Annotated in this window: 26 protein-coding genes; 3 read left to right on the top strand and 23 right to left on the bottom strand. The window is 38.4% G+C overall.

Annotated features, from left to right (window positions below):
• Positions 1 to 336: 336 nt before the first annotated feature.
• From A2G56_RS02380 to A2G56_RS02345, 8 genes are all read right to left on the bottom strand, one after another.
• Entirely contained in the window at positions 337 to 1,293 is a 957-nt protein-coding gene (locus A2G56_RS02380; protein WP_062708498.1) for an ABC transporter permease, read from the bottom strand.
• Between the two features lie 2 nt (positions 1,294 to 1,295).
• A complete protein-coding gene (locus A2G56_RS02375) occupies positions 1,296 to 2,357 on the bottom strand; it encodes an ABC transporter permease (protein ID WP_062708496.1) in 1,062 nt (353 codons plus the stop codon).
• Positions 2,350 to 3,882, bottom strand: a complete 1,533-nt coding sequence (locus A2G56_RS02370) for an ABC transporter ATP-binding protein (RefSeq protein WP_062708493.1) — start codon at positions 3,880 to 3,882, stop codon at positions 2,350 to 2,352. The genes A2G56_RS02375 and A2G56_RS02370 overlap by 8 nt, the downstream gene beginning before the upstream one ends.
• A 127-nt stretch (positions 3,883 to 4,009) precedes the next feature.
• Positions 4,010 to 5,059 (bottom strand): BMP family lipoprotein, encoded by a 1,050-nt coding sequence (locus A2G56_RS02365; RefSeq protein ID WP_062708491.1) that lies wholly within the window; start codon positions 5,057 to 5,059, stop codon positions 4,010 to 4,012.
• Positions 5,060 to 5,132: 73 nt separating this feature from the next.
• Entirely contained in the window at positions 5,133 to 5,522 is a 390-nt protein-coding gene (locus tag A2G56_RS02360; protein ID WP_062708488.1) for a cytidine deaminase, read from the bottom strand.
• On the bottom strand, positions 5,509 to 6,171 hold the full coding sequence (gene deoC / locus A2G56_RS02355; RefSeq protein WP_062708485.1) for a deoxyribose-phosphate aldolase: 663 nt from the start codon (positions 6,169 to 6,171) through the stop codon (positions 5,509 to 5,511). Before deoC ends, A2G56_RS02360 begins: the two co-directional genes overlap by 14 nt.
• Before the next feature lie 12 nt (positions 6,172 to 6,183).
• Positions 6,184 to 7,461: a pyrimidine-nucleoside phosphorylase gene (locus A2G56_RS02350; protein WP_062708482.1), complete on the bottom strand. Its 1,278-nt coding sequence runs from the start codon at positions 7,459 to 7,461 to the stop codon at positions 6,184 to 6,186.
• Positions 7,458 to 8,048, bottom strand: coding sequence for a class I SAM-dependent methyltransferase (locus tag A2G56_RS02345; protein WP_062708479.1), 591 nt, complete (start codon positions 8,046 to 8,048; stop codon positions 7,458 to 7,460). Before A2G56_RS02345 ends, A2G56_RS02350 begins: the two co-directional genes overlap by 4 nt.
• Before the next feature lie 125 nt (positions 8,049 to 8,173).
• Here A2G56_RS02345 and coaA point away from each other — a divergent pair, with 125 nt between their 5' ends.
• Together coaA and rpsT are read left to right on the top strand one after the other, a co-directional pair.
• Positions 8,174 to 9,094, top strand: coding sequence for a type I pantothenate kinase (gene coaA / locus A2G56_RS02340; RefSeq protein WP_062708477.1), 921 nt, complete (start codon positions 8,174 to 8,176; stop codon positions 9,092 to 9,094).
• Between the two features lie 52 nt (positions 9,095 to 9,146).
• Positions 9,147 to 9,395, top strand: coding sequence for a 30S ribosomal protein S20 (gene rpsT, locus A2G56_RS02335; protein ID WP_062708474.1), 249 nt, complete (start codon positions 9,147 to 9,149; stop codon positions 9,393 to 9,395).
• Positions 9,396 to 9,656: 261 nt separating this feature from the next.
• On the opposite strand, the gene A2G56_RS02330 is transcribed toward rpsT, so the two are convergent.
• On the bottom strand, positions 9,657 to 10,964 hold the full coding sequence (locus A2G56_RS02330; protein ID WP_062708470.1) for a sensor histidine kinase: 1,308 nt from the start codon (positions 10,962 to 10,964) through the stop codon (positions 9,657 to 9,659).
• Positions 10,957 to 11,628, bottom strand: coding sequence for a response regulator transcription factor (locus A2G56_RS02325; protein WP_062708468.1), 672 nt, complete (start codon positions 11,626 to 11,628; stop codon positions 10,957 to 10,959). Before A2G56_RS02325 ends, A2G56_RS02330 begins: the two co-directional genes overlap by 8 nt.
• A 335-nt stretch (positions 11,629 to 11,963) precedes the next feature.
• Between A2G56_RS02325 and A2G56_RS02320 the strand changes: the two genes are divergently transcribed.
• Positions 11,964 to 13,223 (top strand): ISL3 family transposase, encoded by a 1,260-nt coding sequence (locus A2G56_RS02320; RefSeq protein ID WP_062708466.1) that lies wholly within the window; start codon positions 11,964 to 11,966, stop codon positions 13,221 to 13,223.
• 63 nt (positions 13,224 to 13,286) lie between these two features.
• On the opposite strand, the gene A2G56_RS02315 is transcribed toward A2G56_RS02320, so the two are convergent.
• The 13 genes from A2G56_RS02315 to truB form a co-directional block, all read right to left on the bottom strand.
• Positions 13,287 to 15,821 (bottom strand): M1 family metallopeptidase, encoded by a 2,535-nt coding sequence (locus tag A2G56_RS02315; RefSeq protein WP_062708464.1) that lies wholly within the window; start codon positions 15,819 to 15,821, stop codon positions 13,287 to 13,289.
• A gap of 237 nt (positions 15,822 to 16,058) precedes the next feature.
• Positions 16,059 to 16,712 (bottom strand): phosphate signaling complex protein PhoU, encoded by a 654-nt coding sequence (gene phoU, locus A2G56_RS02310; RefSeq protein WP_062708462.1) that lies wholly within the window; start codon positions 16,710 to 16,712, stop codon positions 16,059 to 16,061.
• A gap of 25 nt (positions 16,713 to 16,737) precedes the next feature.
• Positions 16,738 to 17,496 (bottom strand): phosphate ABC transporter ATP-binding protein PstB, encoded by a 759-nt coding sequence (pstB, locus tag A2G56_RS02305; protein ID WP_062708460.1) that lies wholly within the window; start codon positions 17,494 to 17,496, stop codon positions 16,738 to 16,740.
• Positions 17,497 to 17,508: 12 nt separating this feature from the next.
• Positions 17,509 to 18,312: a phosphate ABC transporter ATP-binding protein PstB gene (gene pstB / locus A2G56_RS02300; protein WP_062708458.1), complete on the bottom strand. Its 804-nt coding sequence runs from the start codon at positions 18,310 to 18,312 to the stop codon at positions 17,509 to 17,511.
• Between the two features lie 12 nt (positions 18,313 to 18,324).
• Positions 18,325 to 19,212, bottom strand: a complete 888-nt coding sequence (gene pstA / locus A2G56_RS02295) for a phosphate ABC transporter permease PstA (protein WP_062708455.1) — start codon at positions 19,210 to 19,212, stop codon at positions 18,325 to 18,327.
• Positions 19,202 to 20,137, bottom strand: coding sequence for a phosphate ABC transporter permease subunit PstC (gene pstC, locus A2G56_RS02290; protein ID WP_062708451.1), 936 nt, complete (start codon positions 20,135 to 20,137; stop codon positions 19,202 to 19,204). The genes pstA and pstC overlap by 11 nt, the downstream gene beginning before the upstream one ends.
• Before the next feature lie 10 nt (positions 20,138 to 20,147).
• Positions 20,148 to 21,014, bottom strand: coding sequence for a phosphate ABC transporter substrate-binding protein PstS (locus A2G56_RS02285; RefSeq protein WP_062708447.1), 867 nt, complete (start codon positions 21,012 to 21,014; stop codon positions 20,148 to 20,150).
• Positions 21,015 to 21,160: 146 nt separating this feature from the next.
• Positions 21,161 to 22,492 (bottom strand): RsmF rRNA methyltransferase first C-terminal domain-containing protein, encoded by a 1,332-nt coding sequence (locus A2G56_RS02280; protein ID WP_062712376.1) that lies wholly within the window; start codon positions 22,490 to 22,492, stop codon positions 21,161 to 21,163.
• Between the two features lie 73 nt (positions 22,493 to 22,565).
• The gene (locus A2G56_RS02275; RefSeq protein WP_062708444.1) at positions 22,566 to 23,324 is read right to left on the bottom strand and encodes an inositol monophosphatase family protein; all 759 of its coding nucleotides are present in this window, start codon (positions 23,322 to 23,324) and stop codon (positions 22,566 to 22,568) included.
• Positions 23,314 to 23,595, bottom strand: a complete 282-nt coding sequence (locus A2G56_RS02270) for a UPF0223 family protein (RefSeq protein ID WP_062708441.1) — start codon at positions 23,593 to 23,595, stop codon at positions 23,314 to 23,316. The genes A2G56_RS02275 and A2G56_RS02270 overlap by 11 nt, the downstream gene beginning before the upstream one ends.
• Positions 23,585 to 24,001: a Spx/MgsR family RNA polymerase-binding regulatory protein gene (locus A2G56_RS02265; protein WP_062708438.1), complete on the bottom strand. Its 417-nt coding sequence runs from the start codon at positions 23,999 to 24,001 to the stop codon at positions 23,585 to 23,587. Before A2G56_RS02265 ends, A2G56_RS02270 begins: the two co-directional genes overlap by 11 nt.
• A 59-nt stretch (positions 24,002 to 24,060) precedes the next feature.
• On the bottom strand, positions 24,061 to 24,981 hold the full coding sequence (locus A2G56_RS02260) for a bifunctional riboflavin kinase/FAD synthetase (RefSeq protein WP_062708436.1): 921 nt from the start codon (positions 24,979 to 24,981) through the stop codon (positions 24,061 to 24,063).
• Positions 24,978 to 25,862 carry a tRNA pseudouridine(55) synthase TruB gene (gene truB, locus A2G56_RS02255; RefSeq protein WP_062708432.1) on the bottom strand — a complete coding sequence of 295 codons (885 nt, stop codon included), beginning with the start codon at positions 25,860 to 25,862 and terminating at the stop codon, positions 24,978 to 24,980. Before truB ends, A2G56_RS02260 begins: the two co-directional genes overlap by 4 nt.
• Between the last annotated feature and the right edge of the window lie 81 nt (positions 25,863 to 25,943).

Raw genomic sequence — 25,943 nt, 5'->3', positions numbered from 1 at the left:
CGTTAAACCACACAGAAAGCATATAACCACTTGTATGATAACGGTTACTATTTTACCAAAAAATACCGTCTTTGACCACTGTTCACTGTCAAATTAAAATAAACATCATTAAGATCTTCAGACCTCAGACTTTCATCTAAATGCTAGAGACATTGAGAAGATAAAAATTGAATATCAATAACACTAGCCGTTGACGATACTGATTTACTATCTTTTTGAGCACTTTTTACTTCCCATTACAGTTGAGAGCGAAATCGAATTAAAAAGGCTGAAGAAAATACGTCCAAATAGACTTTTTCTTCAACCTGATAGAGAAATCTTTCTCTCTTAGTTACTTTATTTTGACTTAATGTAGTTTTTACCACCAGCTTTTGGACCAACTGCTTGTCCAAAGAAGGCTGCTAAAACAATAATGGTAAGAACATATGGCGCAATTTGAAGGTAAACAGTCGGAATTTTTGATAAGAATGGTAACTGATTACCAATAACAGCTAAACTTTGAGAAACACCAAAGAAGAGACTCGATAACATCGCCCCTACTGGGTTCCATTTACCAAAAATCATAGCTGCTAGAGCGATAAACCCTGGGCCAAGAATGGTTGTTCCAGCAAAGTTAACCGAAATAGATTGGGCATATACAGCTCCACCCATTCCTCCAAGAAAACCTGAGATCATGACACCATAGTATTTCATTCGGTATACATTAATTCCTAAGGTATCTGCTGCTTGAGGATGTTCCCCTACTGAACGCAAACGAAGTCCAAACTTGGTTTTGTAAAGAATATACCATGAAATCAATGATATCAAAATGGCAACATAAGCAACAAGGCTCGTTCGTTTGAAAAAGATTTCTCCAATGATAGGAAAATGAGCTAAAACTGGAAAGTCAAATTTACCGAACGCTTGTGCGATATTGTCTGTTTGTCCTTTACCATAAAATACTTTGACAAGGAAAACTGATAAGGCTGGAGCCATTAAGTTAAGTACCGTACCACTAACAATATGGTCAGCTCGGAAATGAACAGTTGCAACCGCGTGAATCAATGAGAATAAAATCCCAACCAGACCACCTACAATTGTTGCAACCCAAGGAGTTGCTTTTCCAAAAACATCGGCAAATCCTAGATTAAATACAATACCAGAGAAAGCACCCATTACCATGATACCTTCCAAACCAACATTGACAACACCAGAACGTTCAGAGAAAGTTCCACCGATACTTGTCAAAATGAGAGGTGTTGCGTAAATCAACATTGAACTAACCAACAAGGATAAAATTGTCATTAAACTCATTATTAGTTACCACCTTTCACTTGTTTTTTGGGCTTAATAAATTGCTCGATAAGGTAATGAGCACCTACAAAGAAGATAATTGATGCTGTTACAACTTTAACGAGTTCCGGAGGAATACCAGCCGTATTCATACCTGGAGCACCAACGTTAAGGACAGCAAACAAGAAGGCCGCAAAAATTATACCAATGGGATGATTTGAAGCTAAAAGACTAACAGCCATTCCATCAAAACCAATTGCCAATGAGGTACTTTGAACATAGACATTCTCAAAAGTTCCTAAACCTTCAACGACTCCTCCAAGTCCTGCTAAAGCTCCTGAAATGATCATCGATAAGATAATCGTCCGTTTAGCAGACATTCCAGCATATTCACTTGCATGAGGATTTAGCCCAACTGAACGAATCTCAAAACCTAGAATCGTTTTATTGAGTAAGAACCAAATAACAACAACAGCTATTAAAGCAAAGAAAATCCCAATATTTAAACGTGAATTATTCGTTAAAGCACCTAACCAGTCTGACTGATAAGTCGCATTTTGACTCACATAAATCGATGAATCTGTTGTTCTCATAATATCTTTCGAGAAGCCACGTTGGATAATCGCATTCCCTCCAAACAAGATGATATAGTTCATCATGATAGTCACAATAACTTCACTAGTACCAAGATAAGCACGCAAGAAACCAGGAATGGCCCCAACGATACCACCCGCAAGAACAGCGATAATGATGGTCATCAAAATCATCACTGGACGTGGTAACTCAGGATGTGATAAAGCAAACCAACCAGCAGCAATCCAGCCAGCATAAGCCTGACCTGAAAGACCGATATTGAAAAATCCTGCTCGACTGGCCACAGTAAATCCTAGAGCGATGAGAACTAAAGGCCCCATAGCTCTAAAAATTTCACCAATGTTTTTCACACTTCCAAAGGCGATTTGGAACAAGCCTTCATATCCCCAAATAGGATCATAACCGAAGATGAGCATGATAATAGCTCCCAAAACAAGTCCCAAAACAACAGAAATAATGGGAACCGCTATGCTTTGTTTTTTATTAGACATGACTCTCCTCCTTTGCTACTGTTCCACCTGCCATCAAGACTCCAAGTTCTTGTTTATTTGTTTTTTCTGGAGCAACAATACCTTGGATTTTGCCGTCATGAATAACAGCAATTCTATCTGATAAATCCAGGATTTCGTCAAGTTCAAAACTAACAACGAGGACAGCCTTTCCATTGGTACGTTCTTCAATAATACGTTTACGAATGTATTCGATAGCACCTACGTCGAGTCCTCGAGTTGGTTGACTAACAATTAAGAGATCTGGGTCACGATCAATTTCGCGAGCAATAATTGCCTTTTGTTGATTTCCTCCAGAAAAACCTCTTGCAGGAACTAACTCACTGGCACCGCGAACATCAAACTCAGCCATCAATTTTTTGGCATATTCATTGATTTTGTTGTAATTCAATACACCATTTTTACTTAATGGTTCCTTATAATAGGTCTGTAAAGCAACATTTTCAGCCAAGGTCATGTCTAATACTAAACCATCTCTATGGCGATCTTCAGGAACGTGGGCAACACTGAGTTCCGTGATTTTACGAGAAGACATTTTAGTAGCATCTTGACCTTTAATCGTAATGCGACCAGATTTTACTTTACGCAGACCAGTGATAGCTTGAATTAGTTCACTTTGACCATTTCCATCAATACCAGCTATTCCGACGACTTCACCCGCTCTTACTTCAAGAGAGAGGTCTTTAACAGCTGGAACACCGCGGTTTTCATTAACAACCAAATGATCAATAGATAATACCACTTCACCAGGCACAGAAGGCTGTTTAGCTGTTGTAAATGATACTGAACGACCCACCATCATCTCTGCTAAATCTTCTGAAGTAGCATCACCGACTTCCACTGTCTCGATACTTTTACCACGACGAATAACGGTTACACGGTCAGCTACGGCACGTATTTCATCTAACTTATGAGTAATCAAAATAATTGATTTTCCTTCTTTCGTTAGATTTTTCATGATGACCATTAACTCAGCAATTTCTGCAGGTGTTAAAACAGCTGTTGGTTCATCAAAAATCAGAATATCAGCACCGCGATACAATGTTTTTAAAATTTCAACACGCTGTTGAGCCCCAACAGAAATATCAGCAACCTTTGCTTTCGGATTTACAGCAAGGCCATACTGTTCAGATAGCTCTGTAATTTCTTTATGAGCCTTCTTCATATCAAGTGATGCACCTGATGTGATTTCATTTCCTAAAATAATATTTTCAGCAACAGTAAATGCTTCAACGAGCATAAAATGTTGGTGAACCATTCCGATACCAAGATGTGATGATTTTGACGGCGAATCGATAGATACAGATTGACCATTAACAACAATCTCACCGCTCGTAGGCTCTAACAGACCTGCCAACATGTTCATCAATGTTGACTTACCTGCTCCGTTTTCTCCCAAAAGAGCATGAATTTCGCCTTTTTGCAAATTCAGATTAATCTTATCATTTGCGACAAAATCACCAAAAATTTTGGTAATTTCTCTCATTTCGATGACATTCTGTGTCATAAGGAGTTTCCTTTCGATGGAAGTTATATTTCACTAAAATCAACCAAACTAATGGTGATAGACTTTACTGAGATATAAAATCTCAGTTCAAAAAAAGGCGACCGACCAAGGTCGCCCTTTTCAAGACTTATTTTTTAGGTACTTTAATTTCACCTGATTTAATTTGTTCTTTGGCTTTGTTAATTTCTTTAACAGTTGCCTCATCAACATTTGTTGTAGCGATGTCAACACCACCATCTTTAAGACCGTAGACAGTTACATCACCACCAGGGAATTTGTTATCTTTAGCTTGACCTGAAATAAGTTCAACTGTTTTACCAACTTCTTTAAGTGTAGAAGCTAAAACAAAGTTAGACTCTTTGCCGTCTTTTGAAGTATATTTACCTTCATCTTTTTGGTCACGGTCAACACCGATAACCCAAACCTTTTCTGATTCTTTTTTGCCTTCGTTAAGTGATTTTGCTTCACTGAAGACACCAACACCAGTTCCTCCGGCAACTTGGTAGACAATGTCTGCGCCACTAGCATATTGTGCTGCAGCAATCGTTTTACCTTTAGCAGCATCACCAAATGAACCTGCGTAATCTACTTTAATTTCGATAGAATCATCGACAGATTTAACACCTGCTTCAAATCCTTTTTCAAAACGAGTGATAACATCTGATTCCATACCACCTACGAAACCAACTTTTTTAGTTTTAGTTGTTTTAGCAGCAGCGATACCAGCTAAGTAAGCTGCTTCATTATCAGCAAATGTTGCACTTGCAACGTTATCTTTTCCTTCGATAACATCATCGATGATGACAAAGTTTGTATCTGTATTATCTTGAGCAACTTTTTCGATAGCATCATGAAGCGCAAATCCAATACCAAAAACAAGTTTATAACCACTTGAAATAGCTGTATCTAGGTTATTAGCATAATCAGATTCACTTGTTGATTGGAAATAATCGAATCCTTTACCTTTTTTCAAGCCATTCTCTTTACCCCAAGCTTGAAGACCTTCCCAAGCTGATTGGTTAAATGATTTGTCATCAACACCACCAGTATCAGTTACCATTGCAACTTTAAGTCCAGCATCACCACCATCTGATTTTGAACCACCACGGTTTCCACATGCAGCAAGAGTAAGCACAGCTACTGATGCAAGACCAACACCAACAATCTTTTTGTTCATCGTAATGAATCCTCCTAAAAAATATTGCAACTAGGTTGCGAGCTCATAACCAAAAAGGTCAACAACAAACAGATTAATCTAAATCTGTGAAAGAGTATGGAAGTAACTCTTCGACTGTCATCTCGACTGTCTTACCATTTTGCGAAATTAAGATAACTTTAGAGGTTGGTTCGAAAAACTCAACCATCACTTGACGACAAGCGCCACAAGGCGAAACTGGCTCCTTTGTTGCACCATAAACGGCTATTGTTTCCAGCTCGCGATAGCCTTCAGAGACTGCTTTGAATATTGCTGTACGTTCTCCGCAATTACATAAGCCAAAACTGATGTTTTCTATATTACAGCCTTGAAAAACTTGGCCAGATTTTGTTAAAACAGCAGCCCCAATTGGAAAGTGTGAATAGGGCACATATGCGTTTTGGCTGGCTTCTTTAGCTAAAGTGATGAGATCAATAGTTTCCATCAGCTAACTCTCCTTGAACAATAGCAACACCAGATGATGTTCCAATTCGAGTAGCCCCAGCTTCAACAAACTGTTTGACATCTTCAAGAGAACGTGCACCACCTGAAGCTTTAACACCAATATCTGGTCCCACTGTTTCGCGCATTAGAGCAACGTCATGTACATTTGCACCACCAGTTGAAAAGCCAGTTGATGTTTTGACGAAGTCAGCTCCTGCTGATACAGCAGCCTTACATGCTTTAACTTTTTCATCATCTGTTAAGAGACAGGTTTCAATGATAACTTTGACAAGTTTATCACCACTTGCCTTGACGACCGCTGCAATATCTGCTTCGACTAGGTCAAAATTTCCATCCTTAGCTGCGCCAATGTTGATAACCATATCAATCTCATCAGCACCATTTTCAATGGCATTCTTAGTTTCAAATGCCTTGGTTGCACTCGTATTTGCCCCCAGAGGAAAGCCAATTACCGTACAAACTTTCACAGGCGTCTCTGATAATTTTTCACTAGCATGCTTAACCCAAGTTGGGTTAACACAAACACTGGCAAATTCATATTCTTTTGCTTCTGCAATAAGCTTATCAACTTGTTCTTGTGTGCTTTCTGGCTTTAACAAAGTGTGATCAATCAAACGATTAAATTTCATTTTAGCTATCTCCTAAGATATGATTTTTACAATTTCTTTAGGTTGATTTTTAGTCATACCTATTTTAACATTTTTTTTGAATTCTGTAAGTAGATTTTCGGTTAATTTTTGGTTTGAGTAGATTTTTGCGACGATTTCATCCTTGCTAACACTGTCACCAATTTTTTTCACGAACACTATACCGCTTTCATAGTCCAGAGAGTCGGTTTTTACGGCACGGCCTGCTCCTAATCTCATAGCGAACAATCCAAATTCTAATGCGGGTAACGCTTCGATAAAACCATCCCTGTCTGCCTTGATGTCAGTAATAAATTCGGCTGATGATTGACGATGTAAATCTGTTAAATCACCTCCTTGCGCAACTACCATTTCTTCAAATTTTGCCAATGCTTTTCCATTAACCAGGTGATCGTGAATCGTCTCCAGGTCAATATTTTTTCCAGCTAAGCTAAGCATCATTTGAGCAAGTTCACAAATAAAGTGAGTGACGTCTTCACGCGCTTGCCCTTTCATAATATCGAGAGCTTCCAAAACTTCTAGACGGTTCCCAATAGCCTGTCCAACAGGTTGACGCATATCAGTAATAACAGCAACCGTCTTACGACCAACAGCTTTTCCCAGGTCAACCATGGTTTGAGCAAGTTCTTCAGCCTCATCGATTGTCTTCATGAAAGCACCCTCACCGACTGTGACATCAAGTAAAATGGCGTCTGCCCCCGCAGCGATTTTCTTACTCATAACAGAGCTAGCAATCAAAGGAATAATATCGACCGTAGCTGTCACATCTCTAAGGGCGTAAAGTAATTTATCAGCGCGAACCAATTGATTAGATTGTCCTATCACCGATATACCAATATCTTGAACTTGTTTGATAAACTCTTCTTGAGTTCTTTCAATTTGATAGCCTTTAATAGATTCTAATTTATCAAGAGTTCCTCCAGTGTGCCCTAATCCCCGACCACTCATTTTGGCAACAGGTACTCCGAAACTAGCTACTAATGGTGCCAAAATCAAGGTCACCTTATCTCCGACACCGCCAGTTGAGTGTTTATCCGTCTTGATGCCTTCAATAGCAGAAAGATCGATTTGATCCCCAGTAGCGACCATAGCCATCGTTAAATCACTGGTTTCACGAGTCGACATTCCTTTAAAGTAGACAGCCATTGCCCAAGCTGCCATTTGGTAATCTGGAACTTGACCAGATACGTAACCATCGATTAGCCAGTTGATTTCCTCTGTTGTAAGCTCAAAGCCATCGCGTTTTTTTTGAATTAAATCTACTGCTCTCATTCTTTAACACTCCTTAAAATGTAATAGCCTTTATCTTTTTTCAGAGTGTCAACATTGCCAAAAACTTCTTCCATTTTAGTCTTGGCACTTGGAGCACCCTGTTTCTTTTGAATGACAATTGTTAAATCCCCACCCTCATTGAGATAATGAAAAGATTCTTCCAATATCGTATGGACAATCTCTTTACCAGCACGAATGGGGGGATTAGAAATAATATGGTCAAACTTTCCAGTAACTTTCTCATAAATATTAGATTGGTAAATGTCAACTTCTACCTTGTTGGCTTTGGCATTTTCTTTTGCTAAATCAAGCGCACGATTATTAATATCTACCATGGTAGCTTGCACGCCTTGAACTTTGGCTAAAGAAATACCAAGTGGGCCATATCCGCAACCCACATCTAGCACACTATCATTAAATTTAAAGGTTAATGTGTTCAATAATACTTGACTTCCAAAATCAATCATTTTTTTTGAAAAGACACCTGCATCCGTCTTAAAGCGGAAATTCTCTCCCAAAAGTGTCACGCTCAATTCTTGAATATCATGACTGCTATTAGGATTTTCCTCGTAGTACATGTTAGCCATCTTATCTCTTTTCTACTTGCTTTCGTGGTACTATTTTACCATAATTTTGCCTTTTGTACTAGTTTTTTTGAAACTGTTTTCATTTTTCTTTTTTATTGTTATAATGTTGGTCAGGAGTTTACATTATGATTCACGATTTAATTAATTTTATAAGTATGTCTAGACAGGATTGGCAACAACTTCATCGTCACACACCCGCACTGCTTACTTCTGAAGAGCTTGAATCGCTCAGAAGCTTGAACGATAAAATTGATTTAGGAGATGTTAAAGATATTTATCTTCCACTAATTAATCTCATAAAAATTTACAAAAAAAGTATCGACGACTTAGCTTTTTCTAAAAGCCTTTTCTTAAAGGATGAACCCAATCAACGCCCCTTTATCATTGGAGTATCGGGATCTGTAGCTGTTGGTAAATCCACGACAAGTCGGTTGCTACAATTACTATTAAGTCGAACATACCCAGAAAGCCAAGTGGAATTAGTGACAACGGATGGTTTTTTATTTCCTAATCAGACTTTGATTGATAAAGGGATCCTTAATCGAAAAGGTTTTCCAGAATCTTACGATATGCCGCGACTTCTTCACTTTTTAGATAGTATCAAAAATGGCGGAACCGTTGATATTCCCATTTATTCCCATGAAATTTATGACATTATTCCAAATCAGATGATGTCTCTGGCAGCGCCAGATTTCTTAATCGTTGAAGGCATCAATGTCTTTCAAAATCCACAAAATGAACGCCTTTACATGGCTGACTATTTTGATTTTTCCATTTACATCGATGCAAATGTTGAACATATTGAAGAGTGGTATTTGGAACGTTTTGCCAAATTACTTTTAATTGCAAAGGAAGATAAAGATAACTACTATTATCGTTTCACACAATTAAGCCATCATGAAGCCTTAGATATTGCGAAGACCACATGGAAAAACATCAATCTTCTCAACCTAAAACATTATATCGAGCCATCACGTAATCGCGCTGATATTATCTTGCATAAATCTCACAATCATAAAATTGATGAAATTTACCTCAAAAAGTGAGAAAGACTTGTCAAAGCCATCATTTTCTTATATAATGATAGAGTTAGTAAATATGGAGGTGAATACTTTGGCAAATATTAAATCAGCTATCAAACGCGCTGAACTTAACGTTAAACGTAACGAAAAAAACTCAGCACAAAAATCAGCTATGCGTTCTGCGATTAAAGCTTTTGAAGCTAACCCAACTGAAGAGCTTTTCCGCGCTGCTTCTTCAAGCATCGATAAAGCAAAATCAAAAGGTTTGATCCACGCAAACAAAGCTAGCCGTGATAAAGCGCGTCTTGCTACAAAACTTGGCTAATCAATCTAAAAATCGAGTCATCAGCTGATGACTCTTTTTGCTTGCTTAAAAGTTCTGTTGCAAAAACAGTTCATTAAAACAATAATAAGACATAAAACACCTCAGGAAAGTATTGCCATTGAACAATATTTTCCTGAGGTGTTCTATGAAAATCTAGTGACAATGCTGCACCTATATTTGTTTCTATGTCTGTGCTGTCTCTATTTCAATTATCGATAAAAAAGCTAAGTGCCAGAATAGCACTTAGCTTTTAAGTTATCCTTATATCAGAACTTCAAAAACAGCTCCCCTGGGCTCGTTATCTTTAACAGTGATTTCCCCTCCAAGAGCATCAACAATTTGTTTGGCCAATGATAAGCCCAGCCCGAACCCTCCGGTTTGTCTTGTTCTCGCCTTATCAACCCGATAAAATCGATCAAAAATCTTCTGTTTATCATTATCCGATATACCAGGACCATTATCCGATACTTTTAGTAAGAATCGGCGGCCCTTATTTTCTACTGAAATTGCTATGATACCGGAATCGCCAGTATATTTTAGAGCATTATCAAATAAGATTGTCACCAACTGCTTCATCAACGTCTTATCAGATTTCAGTGGGCGACTGATTTGATTTGTTAATAGCAGTTGTTTACCGTTTTCTTCTGCGATCAATTGATAATTATCAAAAATATCATCGAAAAAGGAAGGTGCTAATTCTTCTATTTTAGGATGAATACCATCATCTCTTCTTGCTAAATTCAAAAGATTTGTCGTTAATAGTCTCATGTTTCTGACTTCATCAAGACTAGCTGCTATATTTTCGCTATGTTCTAAAATCGTATCATTTGGTTTTCTAAATAGGGTTTCCAAACGATTTTGTAGAACTGTCAGTGGCGTCCTTAACTCATGACTGGCGTTTTCAACAAAACTTTTTTGTTTCTCATAACTAGCAATGATAGGTTTACGGCTCCATTTTGCCAAATAAACACTGGTGATAACAGATATGAACCAAAATATCATCATGATTGTTACTACTACTTTGACATAGCGATCGTAAGCTTCATCTAATTGCCTGGTACTAGCTAAAAAACTGATGTATTTCGCTTGAGGATAGTCAGGATCTGAAACCTCCAAGGTGACACTACGATAGTTTTCAGAATGGCCATACGCATTTAAAAGTCTTCGTTTTACAATAGTATTTAACTGTGATTTTTTCAAACTCACTCGTGAAAACTCAGAATAAGCATCCAGTGTATTAAGAATATTCCCATGCTTGTCATAAACAATAACATCTAACGCTGCAACTAAATTATCGTCAGGGTTAATTTTACTTGGCTCAATAGTAATATTGATACCATTTTCAACGGACTTCCAAGAGTAGGTTCGTGACATGGTCATATCAATATAGGTTGAAATAACACCTCTAGCTTGCTTCAGACTACTATCTGTCGATGAGTACAATCCTAACCGCATAATTTGAAGGATTATAATGGTCATGACAAAGAAAATAGCTGTGAAAACGGCTGCGAAATGAATAAATGGATTAAAGTTGTCCGAATGTATCTTTTGTTGTATATATTTATGCATCTTTTAAAATGTAGCCAACACTTCTTAAGGTTTGTAAGTTTTCCGCAAAACTTGTACCCTTTAGTTTTTTACGAATTTTTGAAACGTAAACTTCAACGACTGAGATAGTCGTGTCACTGTCAAAACCCCAAAGTCGATCAAAAATCTGTGTTTTAGGCAAAATAACGTTTTGGTTTTGTAGAAAATACAGCAACAATTCAAATTCTTTCCCTAACAGTTCTACATTGTTACCATCGACCGTAACACTATTGATCGAAGTATCAACTGTAAGATCTCCGTAAACAATGTTATTATTGGTTAGTTTACCAGAGCGTTTCAACAGCGCCTGAATACGCATTTTTAGTTCTTCGAGGTAAAATGGTTTTGTTAAATAATCATCAGCCCCCAGTTCAAAACCATGACCTTTATCATCTAGGCTTTCTTTGGCTGTCATGATAAGAACGGGTGTCGTAATTCCTTTTTCTCGCAATTCTTTCAAAACCTGGAAGCCATTTTTTTCAGGAAGCATCAAATCTAACAAAATAAGATCATAAACGCCAGATTCAGCTTCATACAAACCTTCTTCACCGTCGAAAACCTGCATTACATCTGCAAAATCATCTAGAAAATCAAAAACCGAATTGGATAAACTCAAATCATCTTCAACCAAGAGCAATTTTATCATAAAACATTTCTCCTTTGTTCTTACATTATACCTAATTATGCTTAGCTAAGCCACTTGTTTCAGTCCTTGCGAGAGTATTTTTATTATTTAACATTTCCACTATTGTAATTTAGCAGGCTTAACTAAAGCTAAAGTCCCTGTATTTATCCAATTTATGATGATAAAAAACGAGTCCAATCTCAGAATGTTACTGTGATGGACTCGTTTTTTTGGCTCTATAATTTCTGTAGTGGGTAAATTCTTCTCGGAGATTATGGAGTCTTTTTGAATATAGCAAAAAAGTCCCATATGACTTATAATGAAGAGCAACCAAACCACTCATTAGAAAGACTCATATGGAACAATTAGATTATATCAAAGATTCGCTTGACATTAAAGACCCTAACATCACTTTTGAAAAGACATTTGACAAGTTCTTCACTCACAGAGAGTATCATGCCAAGTTAGATTATGATGCCCCGCAATGCCCTGATTGTCAAGGAAAAATGACAAAGTACGATTTCCAAAAGCCTTGCAAAATTCCCTATCTGGAAATGGCGGGTTGTAAAGTACTGATTCGTCTCAAAAAGCGTCGCTTCAAATGTCAAGCGTGTGGGAAAATGGCTGTCGCTAAGACCTCTCTAGTCAGAGAAAATCATCAGATTCCCAACATCATTAACCACAAAATCACCGACAAACTCATGAGCCGTGAAGCAATGACAAAAATCGCTGAAGACCTGTCTATCTCTGTGTCAACTGTCTATCGGCAACTCAACCGCTTTGAGTGCAAGACCGATTTAACCTGGTTACCTGAGAACATGTCCTGGGATGAGTATGCTTTCAAGAAGGGAAAGATGAGCTTTATTGCCCAAGATTTCGATGCTAACAAGATTATCGCTATCCTTGATGGGCGGACGCAAGCTGTCATCAGAAATCATTTCATGCGGTATTCTCACAAGGTGCGCAGTCGTGTCAAAGTCATCACCATGGATATGTTTAGTCCCTATTATGACATCGCTAAGCAACTGTTTCCTAAGGCGAAGATTGTTCTCGATAGGTTCCACATTGTTCAACAGTTATCTCGTGCTATGAACCGTCTCCGTATCCAAATCATGAACCAATTTGAGCGTCAATCTCACGACTATAAGGCCTTGAAACGTTACTGGAAACTCATCCAACAAGATAGTCGTAACCTAAACGATAAACGGTTTTATCGTCCAACTTTTCGCATGCACTTGACCAATCAAGAGATTGTGCAACGTCTTTTGAACTACTCTGATGAGCTACGTCACCACTATGAACTCTTCCAATGCCTTCTCTTTCATTTCCAAGAAAAGCAGGAGAAACACTTCTTTGAACTCATTTCTGATACCATCAAACAGGTCCATCCCATCTTCAAGACCGTCTTGTCAACCTTTCTAAAAGACAAAGAGAAGATTATTAATGCTCTGAAACTACCTTATTCCAATGCCAAACTAGAGGCCACCAACAACCTTATTAAAGTCATTAAGCGAAATGCTTTTGGCTTTAGGAACTTCGAAAACTTCAAAAAACGGATTTATCTTGCTTTGAACACAACAAAAGAGAAGACCAAACTGGTCCTCTCTCGGTGTTAGCTATAAGTCAACCCACTACAGTTGACAAAGAGCCGTTTTTTTATGGGAAAGGTTGATGTTACCTTATGTCAAAAGGGCTTTTGAAATGGCTTCTTTTTCTTGGTTGATTAATTCAAGTCGAGCTGAGATTTCTTTTATCCCCATAGCAATATTACGGCTAATAGCCATATCATCTAATTGAGGTTCAAAAAAGGTTCTATATTCTTCAAACGCTTCTGCTGTTTTAAATAAGCGAGAAGGTATGATAACGAAAGCATCGAAACTCATATCACCTCCAAGAACTTCTTTTATCCAATCCCAATTATCTTTTGACCACTTCCATACGGTAGCTTGACTAAATCTGTGACTTAGAAGAGCTCCATACCAAGAAGATAAATCCTGTGGTTTAACAATATCTTTATCTTTTAGGAAGCCTAAAATTGTTGAGAGGTTACTTTCTGTCTTTGTATTAGCAATAGCGTGAGACAATTGGCGTTTGAAGGTACCGTCATTAGTCGTGACATAGTAATCAATGTATTCTTTTAGAAGGTCAGCTGTTTCAGAAGATTTAAATTCATTGACTAAGAGTACCGTACGAATGGAAGCAGGAATCTTCCCTAAATCATCGTGATACTGTGCAAATAATTGACTGGCTTGTGCTGTTACTTCGAGATCACGCGCTTCAATCAACTGAGTTAAAACTAATTGGCGAACCATTTCATCTTCATCAGACTCTCCTGGTTTTGGAAGAAAACCTAAGCGTTCAAACTTGGAATGGAAAATACGACGAATCAAGTCGTGCTTGGCAGCTTCTTCTTCACTATTCTCATCAATAAACTTGTCAAGACCATTCAATACAGAAACGATGGCAGAGACAACCATATATGAATCTGCTTTTGATAATCGCTCAATCAGAGGAACTAGCTCTGCGTAAGAAATTTTTCCACCTTCAGCCAATAAACGACGTTCTTCGGTTACTTGTAGTTGACTTGTTGCATCTAAACTATCTAAATCGTTAAGGATTGCCTCTAAAACTTGACCTTTATAATTTGAAATATAATGAGCTGTATTCTCAGTATTCAAACGAAGGGCACCCTTATTTTGCGCAGCGAGTTGACTATAATTAGGAATAACAAGACGTTCTTCAGTTAGTGTATCTGGAAGGCCAGCCCAATTGCTATTAAGCGGAACTTGCCACAAGCGACCAACTTTTTCTCCATCACCAATAAAGAATTGTTCTTGGCTAATAACCAAGTTATCATCTTCAACAGTTACCGTCACAACTGGATAACCAGGTTGCTCTAACCAAGAATTCATGAAGCCGGCAACATCTTTACCAGAAGCATCTGAAAGAGCTCTCCATAAGTCGTACCCTACTGTGTTTTGATATTGATGTTTTTTGAAATAAGCCTTCAAACCAGCGGCAAAGGCATCGTCACCAAGCCAACGACGCAACATATGCATGAGACGACTTCCTTTAGCATAAACAATAGCTGAATCAAACAAGGTATTGATTTCATCTGGATGGTTTACTTCAATATGTACTGACTGTACCCCATCAGTCGCATCACGTTTGAGGGCATGTGGGACACCGGCTGTTTGGAAATCTTCAAAAATATTCCATGAAGGTTCGATAGCATCAATAGAAACGTATTCCATCATGTTGGCAAAACTTTCATTTAACCATAGATCATCCCACCATTTCATCGTTACAAGATTTCCGAACCATTGGTGAGCTAACTCATGAGCAACAACAAGCGCGACTTGTTGACGACTTGATGCCGTAGAATTTTCATCCACCAAAAGATAAACTTCACGGTAAGTAACAAGTCCCCAGTTCTCCATAGCTCCTGCAGAAAAATCAGGAAGAGCTAGATGGTATGACAATGGGATTGGGTAAGCAACACCAAAATAATCTTCATAGAAATCAATGACACGAACCGCAATATCTAGTGCAAAATCAAGTGATTTTAAAGGATGAGCCTTGGTTGAGAAGACTCCAACTTCAGTGCCATTTTTAGATTTTTGTGTTTTTCCTTGAAGGTCTCCAAAACCGAAAGCCAACAAATAAGAAGACATTCTTGGTGTGGTTTCAAAGCTCCAGACACCTGTTTCTTGACGAAGTTCAGGATTTGATTCAGGCATATTAGAGAGGGCTATCTCTCCTTCTTCTTGATCAAATTTTAAGGAGAGATCAAATGTCGCTTTTGCTTCAGGTTCATCAATACATGGAAAAGCTTCTCTTGCAAAGTGACTTTCAAACTGCGTCGAAATAACTTCTTTTTTGACACCATCTTCAGTGTAATAAGATGGGTAAATTCCGGTCATATTATCAGTGATTTTACCCGAAAATTCAATGACCAGTGTCATCATACCGGTATCAGGCGAATCGATACGAACACATTCGTTGTCGTGGTCAACCTCAAAAGTAAGTGTTTCATTATCTAGTTTTACAGATTCGATGTGCAATCCTTTTTGATGCAAGGCAATCTGATTATCTAGCGCTTCTCCTGTGATAGCAACATTACCTGAAAATTGTTTTTCCTGGCGATTCAAATCAAGAAAAAGATTATAGTTTTCTGGAATAAACGTTTCGATCAAGTGTTCAACTACTGTCATAATACTCCTTAATATTAGCTGGGAATTTCCCTAAGTACTTTTTATACTCAATGAAAATCAAAAGTAGACTAAGCGACGCCGATGGCGATAGAACTGACCTTCATCAAGTCAACAACGTCTGCTTTTGATCGTCGAAGAGTGTTAATTGGTTTGATTGTCCCTTAAGACTAGTTGTAAAAACCAAAAAATAAGAAAAGGATGTTGAATCCAACATCCCTAATTATATCATAAAGTGACTTATAATTCGATAATCTTGCCAGTTTTAAGATAGACTACCCACTCGCAAATATTGCGAGCATAATCACCAATACGTTCCAGATACATGAGAACTTGAAAATACTCTTTGCCAGCAAAAGCTGCTTCTGGATTTTCTCTGATACCTTCCACCGCTTGATGTTGGATTGTTCTGAAGTACTCATCAATTTCTTCGTCCTTAGCCGCAACTTCGCGAGCAGCAGCCTCATCACCATTGATATAAGCGTTAAAAGCATCTTCTAACATGCGTTTAACGGCTTTCCCCATCTTGCTAATTTCTGCTTCTACGTGAGGAACACGCTCTTCTCCCTTCATTCGAATCGTTGCTTTTGCAATAGAGGAAGCATGATCGCCCATGCGCTCAACGTCGTTAGAAGCTTTTAAAACAGTAATAACGGTTCGCAAATCCTGTGAAACTGGTTGTTGCAGAGCGATAATTTCAAGTGATTTTTTTTCAAGTTTGGTTTCGTAATTGTTAACCACTTCATCTTCGTCAATCACTTCCTGAGCTAAATCACGGTCATGGCTAACAAAGGCGCGAACACTTTTGTTAATCTGTGCCAAAACTTCTGTTCCCATAGCATAAAATTGATTGTGCAATTTATCTAATTCTTCTTCAAATTGTGTACGTAACATAGGCTACCTCTTTCTTTGATTTGGATTATCCAAATTTACCAGTAATATAGTCTTCTGTCTCTTTATGTTTTGGTTTCATAAACATGGTTTTAGTATTTTCAAACTCAATTAAATGACCATCAAGGAAGAAACCGGTACGGTCTGAAATTCGTGATGCTTGCTGCATGGAACGTGTTACAACAACCATCGTATAGTCTTTTTTAAGTCCGTACAAGGTCTCTTCAATTTTCCCTGCTGAAATAGGGTCTAAGGCTGATGTTGGCTCATCTAAGAGGATGATGCGTGGGCTTGTTGCTAAGACACGTGCCACACAAATACGTTGCTGCTGGCCACCAGACAAACCAAGCGCAGAATCATTAAGTCGATCTTTAACTTCATTCCAGATGGAGGCACCTATCAAAGATTTTTCCACTGCTTCATCAAGAATCGCTTTATCTTTGACACCCTTGATACGTAAACCGTAAACAACGTTTTCATAAATGGACATTGGAAAGGGATTCGGTTGCTGGAATACCATTCCAATCTCTTTGCGCAGGTCTACAGTATCTGTTCTCGGACTATAAATGTTTTGACCATCATAGCTAATAGAACCCGTTAAAGACCATTCTGGATTTAAATCTCCCATACGGTTAATGGCTCTAAGAAGAGTGGACTTACCAGAACCAGATGGACCAATCAGGGTTGTGATTTCGTTTGGAAAAATATCGAGTGACACATTATTCAAAGCTTTTTTCTTACCATAATATACCGACAAATCGCGGACTTGTAAAATTGGTTTTGTCATTCGTTCTCCTTCCTATCCAAAACGTCCTGAAACATAATCGCTGGTTGACTGTAACTTAGCATTTTGGAAAATGGTTTTGGTTTTGTCATATTCAATCAAATCACCTAGGTAGAAAAAGGCTGTGTAATCACTAGCACGTGCAGCTTGTTGCATGTTGTGCGTAACGATAATGATAGAGTAATTTTTTTTCAACTCAAACATAGTTTCTTCCAGTTGCATAGTTGCAATTGGGTCTAAATTTGATGCTGGCTCATCCATCAAAAGGATATCAGGTTTTACAGAAATTGCGCGAGCAATACATAAACGCTGTTGCTGTCCACCGGACAGTGTAAAAGCTGATTTATGAAGATCATCTTTTACCTTATCCCATAGACCAACTTGTTTTAGAGAGGTTTCAACAATTTCATCCAACACTTTTTTGTCGCGAATACCAGCACGCTCATGAGCAAAAGTGATATTATTATAAATCGATTTTGCAAATGGGTTAGGGCGTTGGAAAACCATCCCAATGTGCTTACGCATTTCATAAACATTGATTTCAGGTGCGTTGACATCAATCCCTTGATACATGATTTCACCTGTCACTTTAGCAATATCAATCGTATCATTCATACGATTTAAACTACGCAAGAAGGTTGACTTGCCACATCCTGATGGACCAATCAAAGCTGTAATTTTATTTTTTTCGAACTGCATATCAATTCCTTTGATAGCTTCATTTTTACCATAATAAACATGCAAGTCATTGGTAGATAAAATGAGGTTATCTTCAGGGAAAGTGATAATATGTCTTTCATCCCAATTATACTCAGGCATATAAACTCCTTATCATGTAGCTGATGTTAATTTTTCATGTAATTTCTTACCAATAAAGCGAGCAGACAGGTTGAAAATCAAAATAAAGATGAGTAAGACTGCTGCTGATCCTGCCGATACAAGAGTAGCATCAGGAATGGTTCCTTCGCTATTAACTTTCCAAATATGAACAGCTAAGGTTTCAGACTGACGGAAAGGTGAGATCGGGCTGGTTACGCTTAGAGGATTCCAGTTTGACCAGTCAAGTGCCGGAGCTGATTGACCAGCTGTGTAGATCAAGGCTGCTGCTTCTCCAAAAATACGTCCTGAAGCCAAGACAATCCCCGTTACAATACCAGGCAAGGCTTCCGGAACGACAACATGTAAAACAGTTTCCCAGCGTGATAAACCTAGTGCTAAACCTGCTTCGCGTTGTGTGTGATGAACCGTACGTAGACTATCTTCAACCGTACGCGTCATTTGGGGAAGATTGAAGACTGTCAAGGCAAGGGCACCAGAAATGATTGAAAAACCATATTCAAATTGCACAACGAAAATCAAGTAACCAAACAAACCAACAACCACTGATGGCAATGAAGATAAAATTTCGATACAGGTGCGAATGAAATTCGTCAAACGACCTTTTTTAGCATATTCTGCAAGATAGATCCCTGCACCCATTGACAAAGGAACTGAAATAATCAAGGTTGTTACAAGTAGGAACAAGGAGTTGTATAGTTGAATCCCAATACCACCACCTGCTTCGTATGAAGAAGATTTACCAGTCAAGAAGGACCAACTGATATGAGGCAGACCGCGAACCAAAATAAAGAGGATGAGCGATGCCAAGATTGCGACGATAATCGCTGCAATGGTGTAGAGAACACCAGTTGCTAATTTATCCATTTTTTTAGCGTTCATAGTTTCTCTTTCTCTCTCTTGTAATGAATTTAACGAGGGTGTTGAAGGCGAGACTCATCAAGAGCAAGACCAAGGCAAGTGACCAGAGAACGTTATTTTGAACTGTTCCCATGACGGTATTACCGATTCCCATAGTTAGCACTGATGTTAGAGTAGCTGCTGGTGTTGTCAATGACGTTGGGATAACAGCAGAGTTACCAACAACCATTTGAATAGCTAGCGCTTCACCAAAAGCACGCGCCATTCCGAAGATTACAGCCGTAAAAATACCTGGGCGAGCAGCATTTAAAACAACACGCCAAATGGTTTGCCAACGCGTTGCTCCCATAGCCATACTAGCTTCGCGATAATGACGAGGGACAGCTCGAAGGCTGTCAGTTGTCATAAAGGTCACCGTTGGGAGAATCATAACAAAAAGAACAAAGACCCCTGACAAGATACCAAACCCTGTTCCTCCAAAAATGGAACGGACAAATGGTACAACGATTTGTAAACCAATAAATCCATAAACCACAGATGGAATACCAACCAATAATTCAACAGCTGGTTGAAGGATTTTTCTACCATACTTAGGAGACACCTCTGTCATAAAGACTGCTGCCCCAATGGCAAAAGGTGTCGCAATCAAGGCTGACAAAATGGTTACGATAAAAGAGCCCATAATCATAGGCAAAGCTCCCAGGAGAGGCTTACCATCTGGACCTTTTACGCTAGGTTGCCAGTCTGAACCAAATAAAAATTTGAAGACATTAATGCGATCAACAAAGAATGTTGAAAGTCCTTTTTGAGCGACAAAAATCAAAATCATCGCAACGATAAAAACAATTAAAGCAAGACATAGAAAAGTAATGGTCTTACCAAACTTCTCAAGACGAGAGTTTTTTGAAGGTGCGACTAATTTCTTAGCCAATTCCTGATTCTTCATTTCTACTCCTTTATTTTGGTGAGACTTTACCATCAGCTGTTTTCTCAACTTTCATATCGTTCATAGAAATGTACCCCATTCCAGTAACGATATTGGACTGAACCTCTTCAGACATCATGAAGTCTAAAAATTCTTTCGTAAGAGCCTTTGGCTCACCTTTTGTATACATATGTTCATATGACCAAATAGGCCAGTCATTAGAAGCCACATTTTTAGCAGACGGTTCGAACCCATTAAGTTTCATTGTTTTAACACTATCATCTAGATAGGCAAAGGCTAGGTATGAAATGGCTCCAGGCGTTTGGGAAACAATGGATTTTACCATTCCATTTGAGTCCTGTTCTTGACTTTTCTTGGCAGTGGCATCACCCATGATAACACTATCAAAGGTGGCACGTGATCCCGAGCTGGCTGCACGGTTAATAATAGAAATAGTTAAATCTTTTCCACCAACTTCACTCCAGTTAGAAATTTTTCCGGAAAAAATATCACGTAACTGTTCTGTCGTCAGATTATCAACTGAAACTTCTTTATTAACAATAACCGCAAGACCGGCAACCGCCACACGATGATCGACAAGCTTAGAGGCATCAATACCGTCTTTTTCCTCAGCAAACAAGTCACTGTTGCCAATTTGAACAGCACCTGATTGCACCTGAGAAAGTCCTGTACCAGACCCGCCGCCTTGAACATTGATGGTTTTACCAATATTTTGCTTACTAAATTCATCTGACGCTGCTTCTACAAGTGGCTGCAAGGCTGTTGAGCCAACTGCTGTTGACGTTTCCCCTTTATCAATCCACTTGGCACAGCCAGAAAGGAACAATAATACTACAGCAAGCATTCCCACGAGTGTGAGTAGCTTTTTCTTTTTCATTTTTTTTCCTCCGAAGAACGAAATCAATTTAAAGTGTGCTAACAGTAACTTTCTTATATTGTCAGATAACTCTATAGCACAAAATTATTATATCAAGAAGTCCATCAACTGACTTTCTTTTTGAATCAAATTGTATTCAATAACAGTTAGTATTGAAACCGTAAACCTTTCGGATAATAGTTTTTCAACTGATTTCCAACAACTTTGGCAAATCCTAAACCATTCCCATTTATAACGACTTGGTACCATCCGTTAGCGTAATGTTGATCTAAAAGCACCTGATTTCCAGAAACATAAAGCTCAAACTGTTCTATATTAATTTCTATATTCTGTACTACCTCAGATGGTTTTAAGGCCATTCCTAAAGCAAAGGATGGCTCGAATCTATTCTTCTTAAATGTTCCTAAATGGAGACCATTTCTGGCAATTCTTACCTTTGATAAATCTGGTAAACCTTCTGGTAACAGATAAAGATTATCACCAAAGGTTTCGTAAGATCCGATGAGGTCAGTCGTTAAGTGCTCACTTGAAAAGCGATGCCACAGATCAACTTGAGTTTTAGTTAAAGTGTTTGAGGTTGCTCTTGATGTTTTTTTACTTTTTGTTTTCAGTTTATTTGATTCGCTTCGTAGATTTTTAAATTTAGCGATAAATTGTCCTTCCCCTTTGAAGCGATGAGGATACATGCGAACTGTTCCTGGGACGATTTCACTATGAGTCATACCATTTATAGGATTAATCGGAGTTAATTCCAAATCATCAAAATTCTCTAAAAGCCAAGAAACAACACCTTCATTTTCCTCTGGCGCCCATGTGCAAGTTGAATAAACCAACTCACCTCCTGGCGCTAGCATTGTTATAGCCTCAGCTAAAATGGATTTTTGCAAATTAGCTAATTCACTTGGGTAGTCTGCATGCCAGTAGGTCATCGCATCAGGATCTTTTCGGAACATGCCTTCGCCAGAGCAAGGCCCATCAAAAACAATTAAATCAAAATAACTTGGGAAAACGTTCGCTAATCGTTCGGCTGACTCATTAGTGACAATGACATTTCTAGCACCAAATCGCTCAACATTCTCGGCCAGTATTTTACTTCGCTTAGCGCTTATTTCATTGCTGACTAAAAAGCCAGTATTATTTAAATAACTTAACAAATGAGTTGTCTTTCCACCTGGGGCGGCCGCCAAATCCAAAACTTTCATTCCAGATTTAGGACTGGCAACTTGACCAACCATTTGAGCAGCCGGCTCTTGTGAGTATACTAGGCCTGTCACATGCTCAACAGATTTTCCTGATATTTTCCCATAATATCCCCATGGGGTGTCAGGTATAGGGTCATCAAACACAGCCTGTTCTTCCTTTAAGGGATTAGTCCGAAAAGCTGAAATAGCCGTTTTGGCAAATGATTCTAAAAAAGGCTGGGCTTCATGTCCAAGTAGATCTTGGTATTTTTTGATAAAATCTTTTGGTAATTCCATAGTCATATTATAACAAATTCCTAACTATTGACCTATAAAAAAAGCCCTTGGAGGCTCTTCTTCTTGATCTCATTTAATGTACGAATTTCTGAATTGCGGACAATTCTTCTTTTGGGACAAACATGACCTTCTGTCGATTTTTAAAGTCGGCTTTCTGTCCAGTCACTGTCAACAAACAATAACCTAGTTTCTCGCCCATAATGGATGCTGCTGCATAATCCCAAGGAGCAATGTGAGAGAAATAAGCCAGCAATTTCCCAGACATAACTTGAGCCATGCTGATGCCAGCACCACCGTAAACACGTATGCCAAGAGCAGTTTTAGTGAATTCTCGGAGACCATTAGTATTTTCTAAATACATTTGAGCATTCACACCAACTAGACTTCTCTTGAAAGAACGATGATGATAGGTTTCAAGTTTCACATCATTAGCATAAACATCAAATTGACCGCCACCTGAGTAAAGAACATCTTTCATGACATCCAAAATCAGACCAAACTGGCCAACGCCATTTTCATAATAGGCAATCATAATGGCAAAATGGTCTTGTTGGGCGATAAAATTAACAGTGCCATCAATTGGATCAAGGACCCAAACCTTGCCGTCAGAAATCGGATGAGTGACATCATCTTCTTCTGCAAGAAAATGATCATCTGGATAGGCTTTTAGGATAGCCTTAATCATTAGTTCCTGACATTGCTTATCTAAACTGGTGACCAAATCAGTCTCATCAGCCTTCACTTCTATATCAAAATCCTGATGCATGGCATCTTTAATAAATAAACCAGCTTCCTTAATCAGGGATTTTGCAAATAAAAATTTACTTTCCAAGCTTCAACCACCCTTCAGATTGCGATTTTGCTGCCTGAACAGCTCGGTACGTTGAGTAGCCACTGACTTGCTCAAAATCTTTATCTAAACGTTTTTCCTCACCTTTTGAAGGAACGACCTTTTTAAAATCTTTATAAGCTTCTAGTAAGATTGTCACACTGACCTTACTCTCGTACGCTTTTTCGACTTGATTAAAAAAATGAAGTACTGAAGTCATTTCTTCAGTACTCCAGGATAAATCAAGCGGGTATGAATAATTGTTATTGCGCATGTTGTCCCTCGATTTCAGCACGGATAGTCGCTTGACGAAGTTCTTGCTTGCGGTAGTCTCGAGGAAGAAAGGCACGGATTTCATCTTCGTTAAAACCAATCTGCATGCGTTTGGCATCCATAATAATTGGTCGACGTAACAGACTAGGATTTGAAGCAATAAGATCAATCAATTCCGAAACGGATAAATCATCCACATCGACATCTAATTTTTGAAACACTTTGGATCGCGTTGAAATAATATCTTCTGTGCCATTCTCAGTGAATGACAAAATAGACATCAATCCATCTTGAGTCAGAGGACTTGTGATAATGTTGTGTTCTTCGTATTCAACGTCATGCTTTTCTAACCAAGCGCGTGCTTTACGACAACTGGTACAACTTGGTGATAAAAATAAAGTAATCATATACTGCCTCATTAATCAATCTACTTATTTTTTATTATACAAAAAAATAAGTGGATTGGCTATGGTTTTTGCCAATTTATCGCAATTTCTTGATCACTTTTCAATTGGTCAACTAAATCATCGATGCCATTGAATTTTTCCATTTCTCGAATCTTTTCCAACCAAAATATTTCAATTTCTTCGCCGTATATATCACCTGAAAAATCAAAGATATTGACTTCTAAGCGCATCTCAGTCCCACCAAAGGTTACATTTTTTCCAATACTGGTCATCGATCGGTATCGCTTTCCCTTGACTAAGACATCTGTCACATAAACGCCATCAGACGGGATATGTGTTCTATCGATAGGCGCTAGATTAGCAGTCGGAAAGCCAATCGTTCGACCACGAGCATCACCATGAACAACAATTCCTCTGGTCGAAAACTCATATCCAAGCAATTTATTGGCCTCACGGACATTACCCTCTTGAATTAATTCTCGAATCAGTGTGGAGCTAATTTTCTGTTTACCATCCGTCACTTCTGCTACCGTCACGACATTACCTTCAAAATTTCTAGAAAGGTAATCAGCATTTGTTCGATTATGACCAAAATGATAATCAAAGCCAACAACAATAGAATCTGGATTTAGCTGCCTAATATAAGTATCAATAAATTGATCAGAGGTCACTTTGGCAAAATCACTCGTGAAATCTGTTAAATATAAGGTATCAACCCCATACTCTTCAAATTTTTCATAACGTTTTTGAGGCGAGGTAATATGGAGTAACAAGTCGGGAGTGTATCGACTAAAAGCCAATTTGGGAGATTCAACAAAAGTTAATACGATTACCTTTAGATCTTTTTGATTGGCAATTTTTTTAGCCTGTTCAAACAGTGCTTTATGGCCTTGGTGTAGGCCATCGAAATATCCTAAAACAAGCACTGTTTTTTCAGCTTCATTAATTTCTTGATAAGAATGTATCGTTTTTATTTTCATGATAGTAGTACTTTTCTTGGTTTATACAAATCTTCTCGTCTTTCTAAAATGGCTACAACTTTGGCATTATAATAAGCTGCCAGTGTCGCTTCTTGACTATCTAACTTGATAAACCTACCAAATCGGATATTAGCAAGGTCATCATCGCTTAATTCGACTGAAGGTAAATCAGATACGCCATATTCAATCGGTAACAGAAAGCTCAAATCTTCTTTCTCGATCATTTCCTGGATATCTTTTAAACAGTATGCTTCAGAGAGTTTCAAACCAGCAGATGCTGTTCGCTCTAGTCGCGACATGTGACTAGCAAAACCAAGGCGTTTTCCAAGATCAACTGCAAGAGTTCTCACATAGGTTCCTTTACTACAAGCAACTTTGAAGGAAAATCTGACCACTTCGTCATCAAATGTCAAAGGAGAAGTCCTCACAAATTCTTTAATCACAACATGACGCTCAGGGCGATCAACCGTTTCACCAGCTCGAGCATACTCATATAACTTTTTGCCATTAACTTTCACAGCTGAGTACATGGGAGGAACTTGAGTTATCGGTCCAGTCAAGGTTTGCATCGCAGAATCAATGGCTTCTTCCGTTAGATCCTTAGGGATCGGTGTTCGCTCAACCATTTCACCGCTGGCATCTTCTGTCGTTGTGGAAAAACCAAATGTTATGTCACCCTCATAGACCTTTCCTGCCTCTGTCATGAATTCAATCACGCGGGTTGCCTTTCCTACCGCTATTGGTAAAACGCCTGTGACATCAGGATCCAAAGTTCCACCATGACCTATCTTTTTTTCATGCAGTAGTTTACGAAGTTTAAAAACTGCATCATGACTGGTCATTCCAGCCTCTTTCTTTAAGTTGATAATTCCGTTAATCATAATAGCTATTATATCATAAAGCCTAAAAAGAGTGAGACACAAGAACCGCTAATTAATAGACCGACTTGCTCTCACTCTTGC

The sequence above is a fragment of the Streptococcus halotolerans genome, from assembly GCF_001598035.1.
In the GTDB taxonomy this organism is placed as follows: domain Bacteria; phylum Bacillota; class Bacilli; order Lactobacillales; family Streptococcaceae; genus Streptococcus; species Streptococcus halotolerans.
Note: the sequence above shows the minus strand (reverse complement) of the source record. Positions and strands in the feature narration are given on the sequence as shown.

Bases quoted from the DNA above. Each gene is read 5' to 3' on its own strand.
- A2G56_RS02380 (WP_062708498.1), bottom strand. From the start codon at position 1,293: ATGAGTTTAATGACAATTTTATCCTTGTTGGTTAGTTCAATGTTGATT.
- A2G56_RS02375 (WP_062708496.1), bottom strand. From the start codon at position 2,357: ATGTCTAATAAAAAACAAAGCATAGCGGTTCCCATTATTTCTGTTGTT.
- A2G56_RS02370 (WP_062708493.1), bottom strand. From the start codon at position 3,882: ATGACACAGAATGTCATCGAAATGAGAGAAATTACCAAAATTTTTGGT.
- A2G56_RS02365 (WP_062708491.1), bottom strand. From the start codon at position 5,059: ATGAACAAAAAGATTGTTGGTGTTGGTCTTGCATCAGTAGCTGTGCTT.
- A2G56_RS02360 (WP_062708488.1), bottom strand. From the start codon at position 5,522: ATGGAAACTATTGATCTCATCACTTTAGCTAAAGAAGCCAGCCAAAAC.
- deoC (WP_062708485.1), bottom strand. From the start codon at position 6,171: ATGAAATTTAATCGTTTGATTGATCACACTTTGTTAAAGCCAGAAAGC.
- A2G56_RS02350 (WP_062708482.1), bottom strand. From the start codon at position 7,461: ATGAGAGCAGTAGATTTAATTCAAAAAAAACGCGATGGCTTTGAGCTT.
- A2G56_RS02345 (WP_062708479.1), bottom strand. From the start codon at position 8,048: ATGGCTAACATGTACTACGAGGAAAATCCTAATAGCAGTCATGATATT.
- coaA (WP_062708477.1), top strand. From the start codon at position 8,174: ATGATTCACGATTTAATTAATTTTATAAGTATGTCTAGACAGGATTGG.
- rpsT (WP_062708474.1), top strand. From the start codon at position 9,147: ATGGAGGTGAATACTTTGGCAAATATTAAATCAGCTATCAAACGCGCT.
- A2G56_RS02330 (WP_062708470.1), bottom strand. From the start codon at position 10,964: ATGCATAAATATATACAACAAAAGATACATTCGGACAACTTTAATCCA.
- A2G56_RS02325 (WP_062708468.1), bottom strand. From the start codon at position 11,628: ATGATAAAATTGCTCTTGGTTGAAGATGATTTGAGTTTATCCAATTCG.
- A2G56_RS02320 (WP_062708466.1), top strand. From the start codon at position 11,964: ATGGAACAATTAGATTATATCAAAGATTCGCTTGACATTAAAGACCCT.
- A2G56_RS02315 (WP_062708464.1), bottom strand. From the start codon at position 15,821: ATGACAGTAGTTGAACACTTGATCGAAACGTTTATTCCAGAAAACTAT.
- phoU (WP_062708462.1), bottom strand. From the start codon at position 16,712: ATGTTACGTACACAATTTGAAGAAGAATTAGATAAATTGCACAATCAA.
- pstB (WP_062708460.1), bottom strand. From the start codon at position 17,496: ATGACAAAACCAATTTTACAAGTCCGCGATTTGTCGGTATATTATGGT.
- pstB (WP_062708458.1), bottom strand. From the start codon at position 18,312: ATGCCTGAGTATAATTGGGATGAAAGACATATTATCACTTTCCCTGAA.
- pstA (WP_062708455.1), bottom strand. From the start codon at position 19,212: ATGAACGCTAAAAAAATGGATAAATTAGCAACTGGTGTTCTCTACACC.
- pstC (WP_062708451.1), bottom strand. From the start codon at position 20,137: ATGAAGAATCAGGAATTGGCTAAGAAATTAGTCGCACCTTCAAAAAAC.
- A2G56_RS02285 (WP_062708447.1), bottom strand. From the start codon at position 21,014: ATGAAAAAGAAAAAGCTACTCACACTCGTGGGAATGCTTGCTGTAGTA.
- A2G56_RS02280 (WP_062712376.1), bottom strand. From the start codon at position 22,492: ATGGAATTACCAAAAGATTTTATCAAAAAATACCAAGATCTACTTGGA.
- A2G56_RS02270 (WP_062708441.1), bottom strand. From the start codon at position 23,595: ATGCGCAATAACAATTATTCATACCCGCTTGATTTATCCTGGAGTACT.
- A2G56_RS02265 (WP_062708438.1), bottom strand. From the start codon at position 24,001: ATGATTACTTTATTTTTATCACCAAGTTGTACCAGTTGTCGTAAAGCA.
- A2G56_RS02260 (WP_062708436.1), bottom strand. From the start codon at position 24,981: ATGAAAATAAAAACGATACATTCTTATCAAGAAATTAATGAAGCTGAA.
- truB (WP_062708432.1), bottom strand. From the start codon at position 25,862: ATGATTAACGGAATTATCAACTTAAAGAAAGAGGCTGGAATGACCAGT.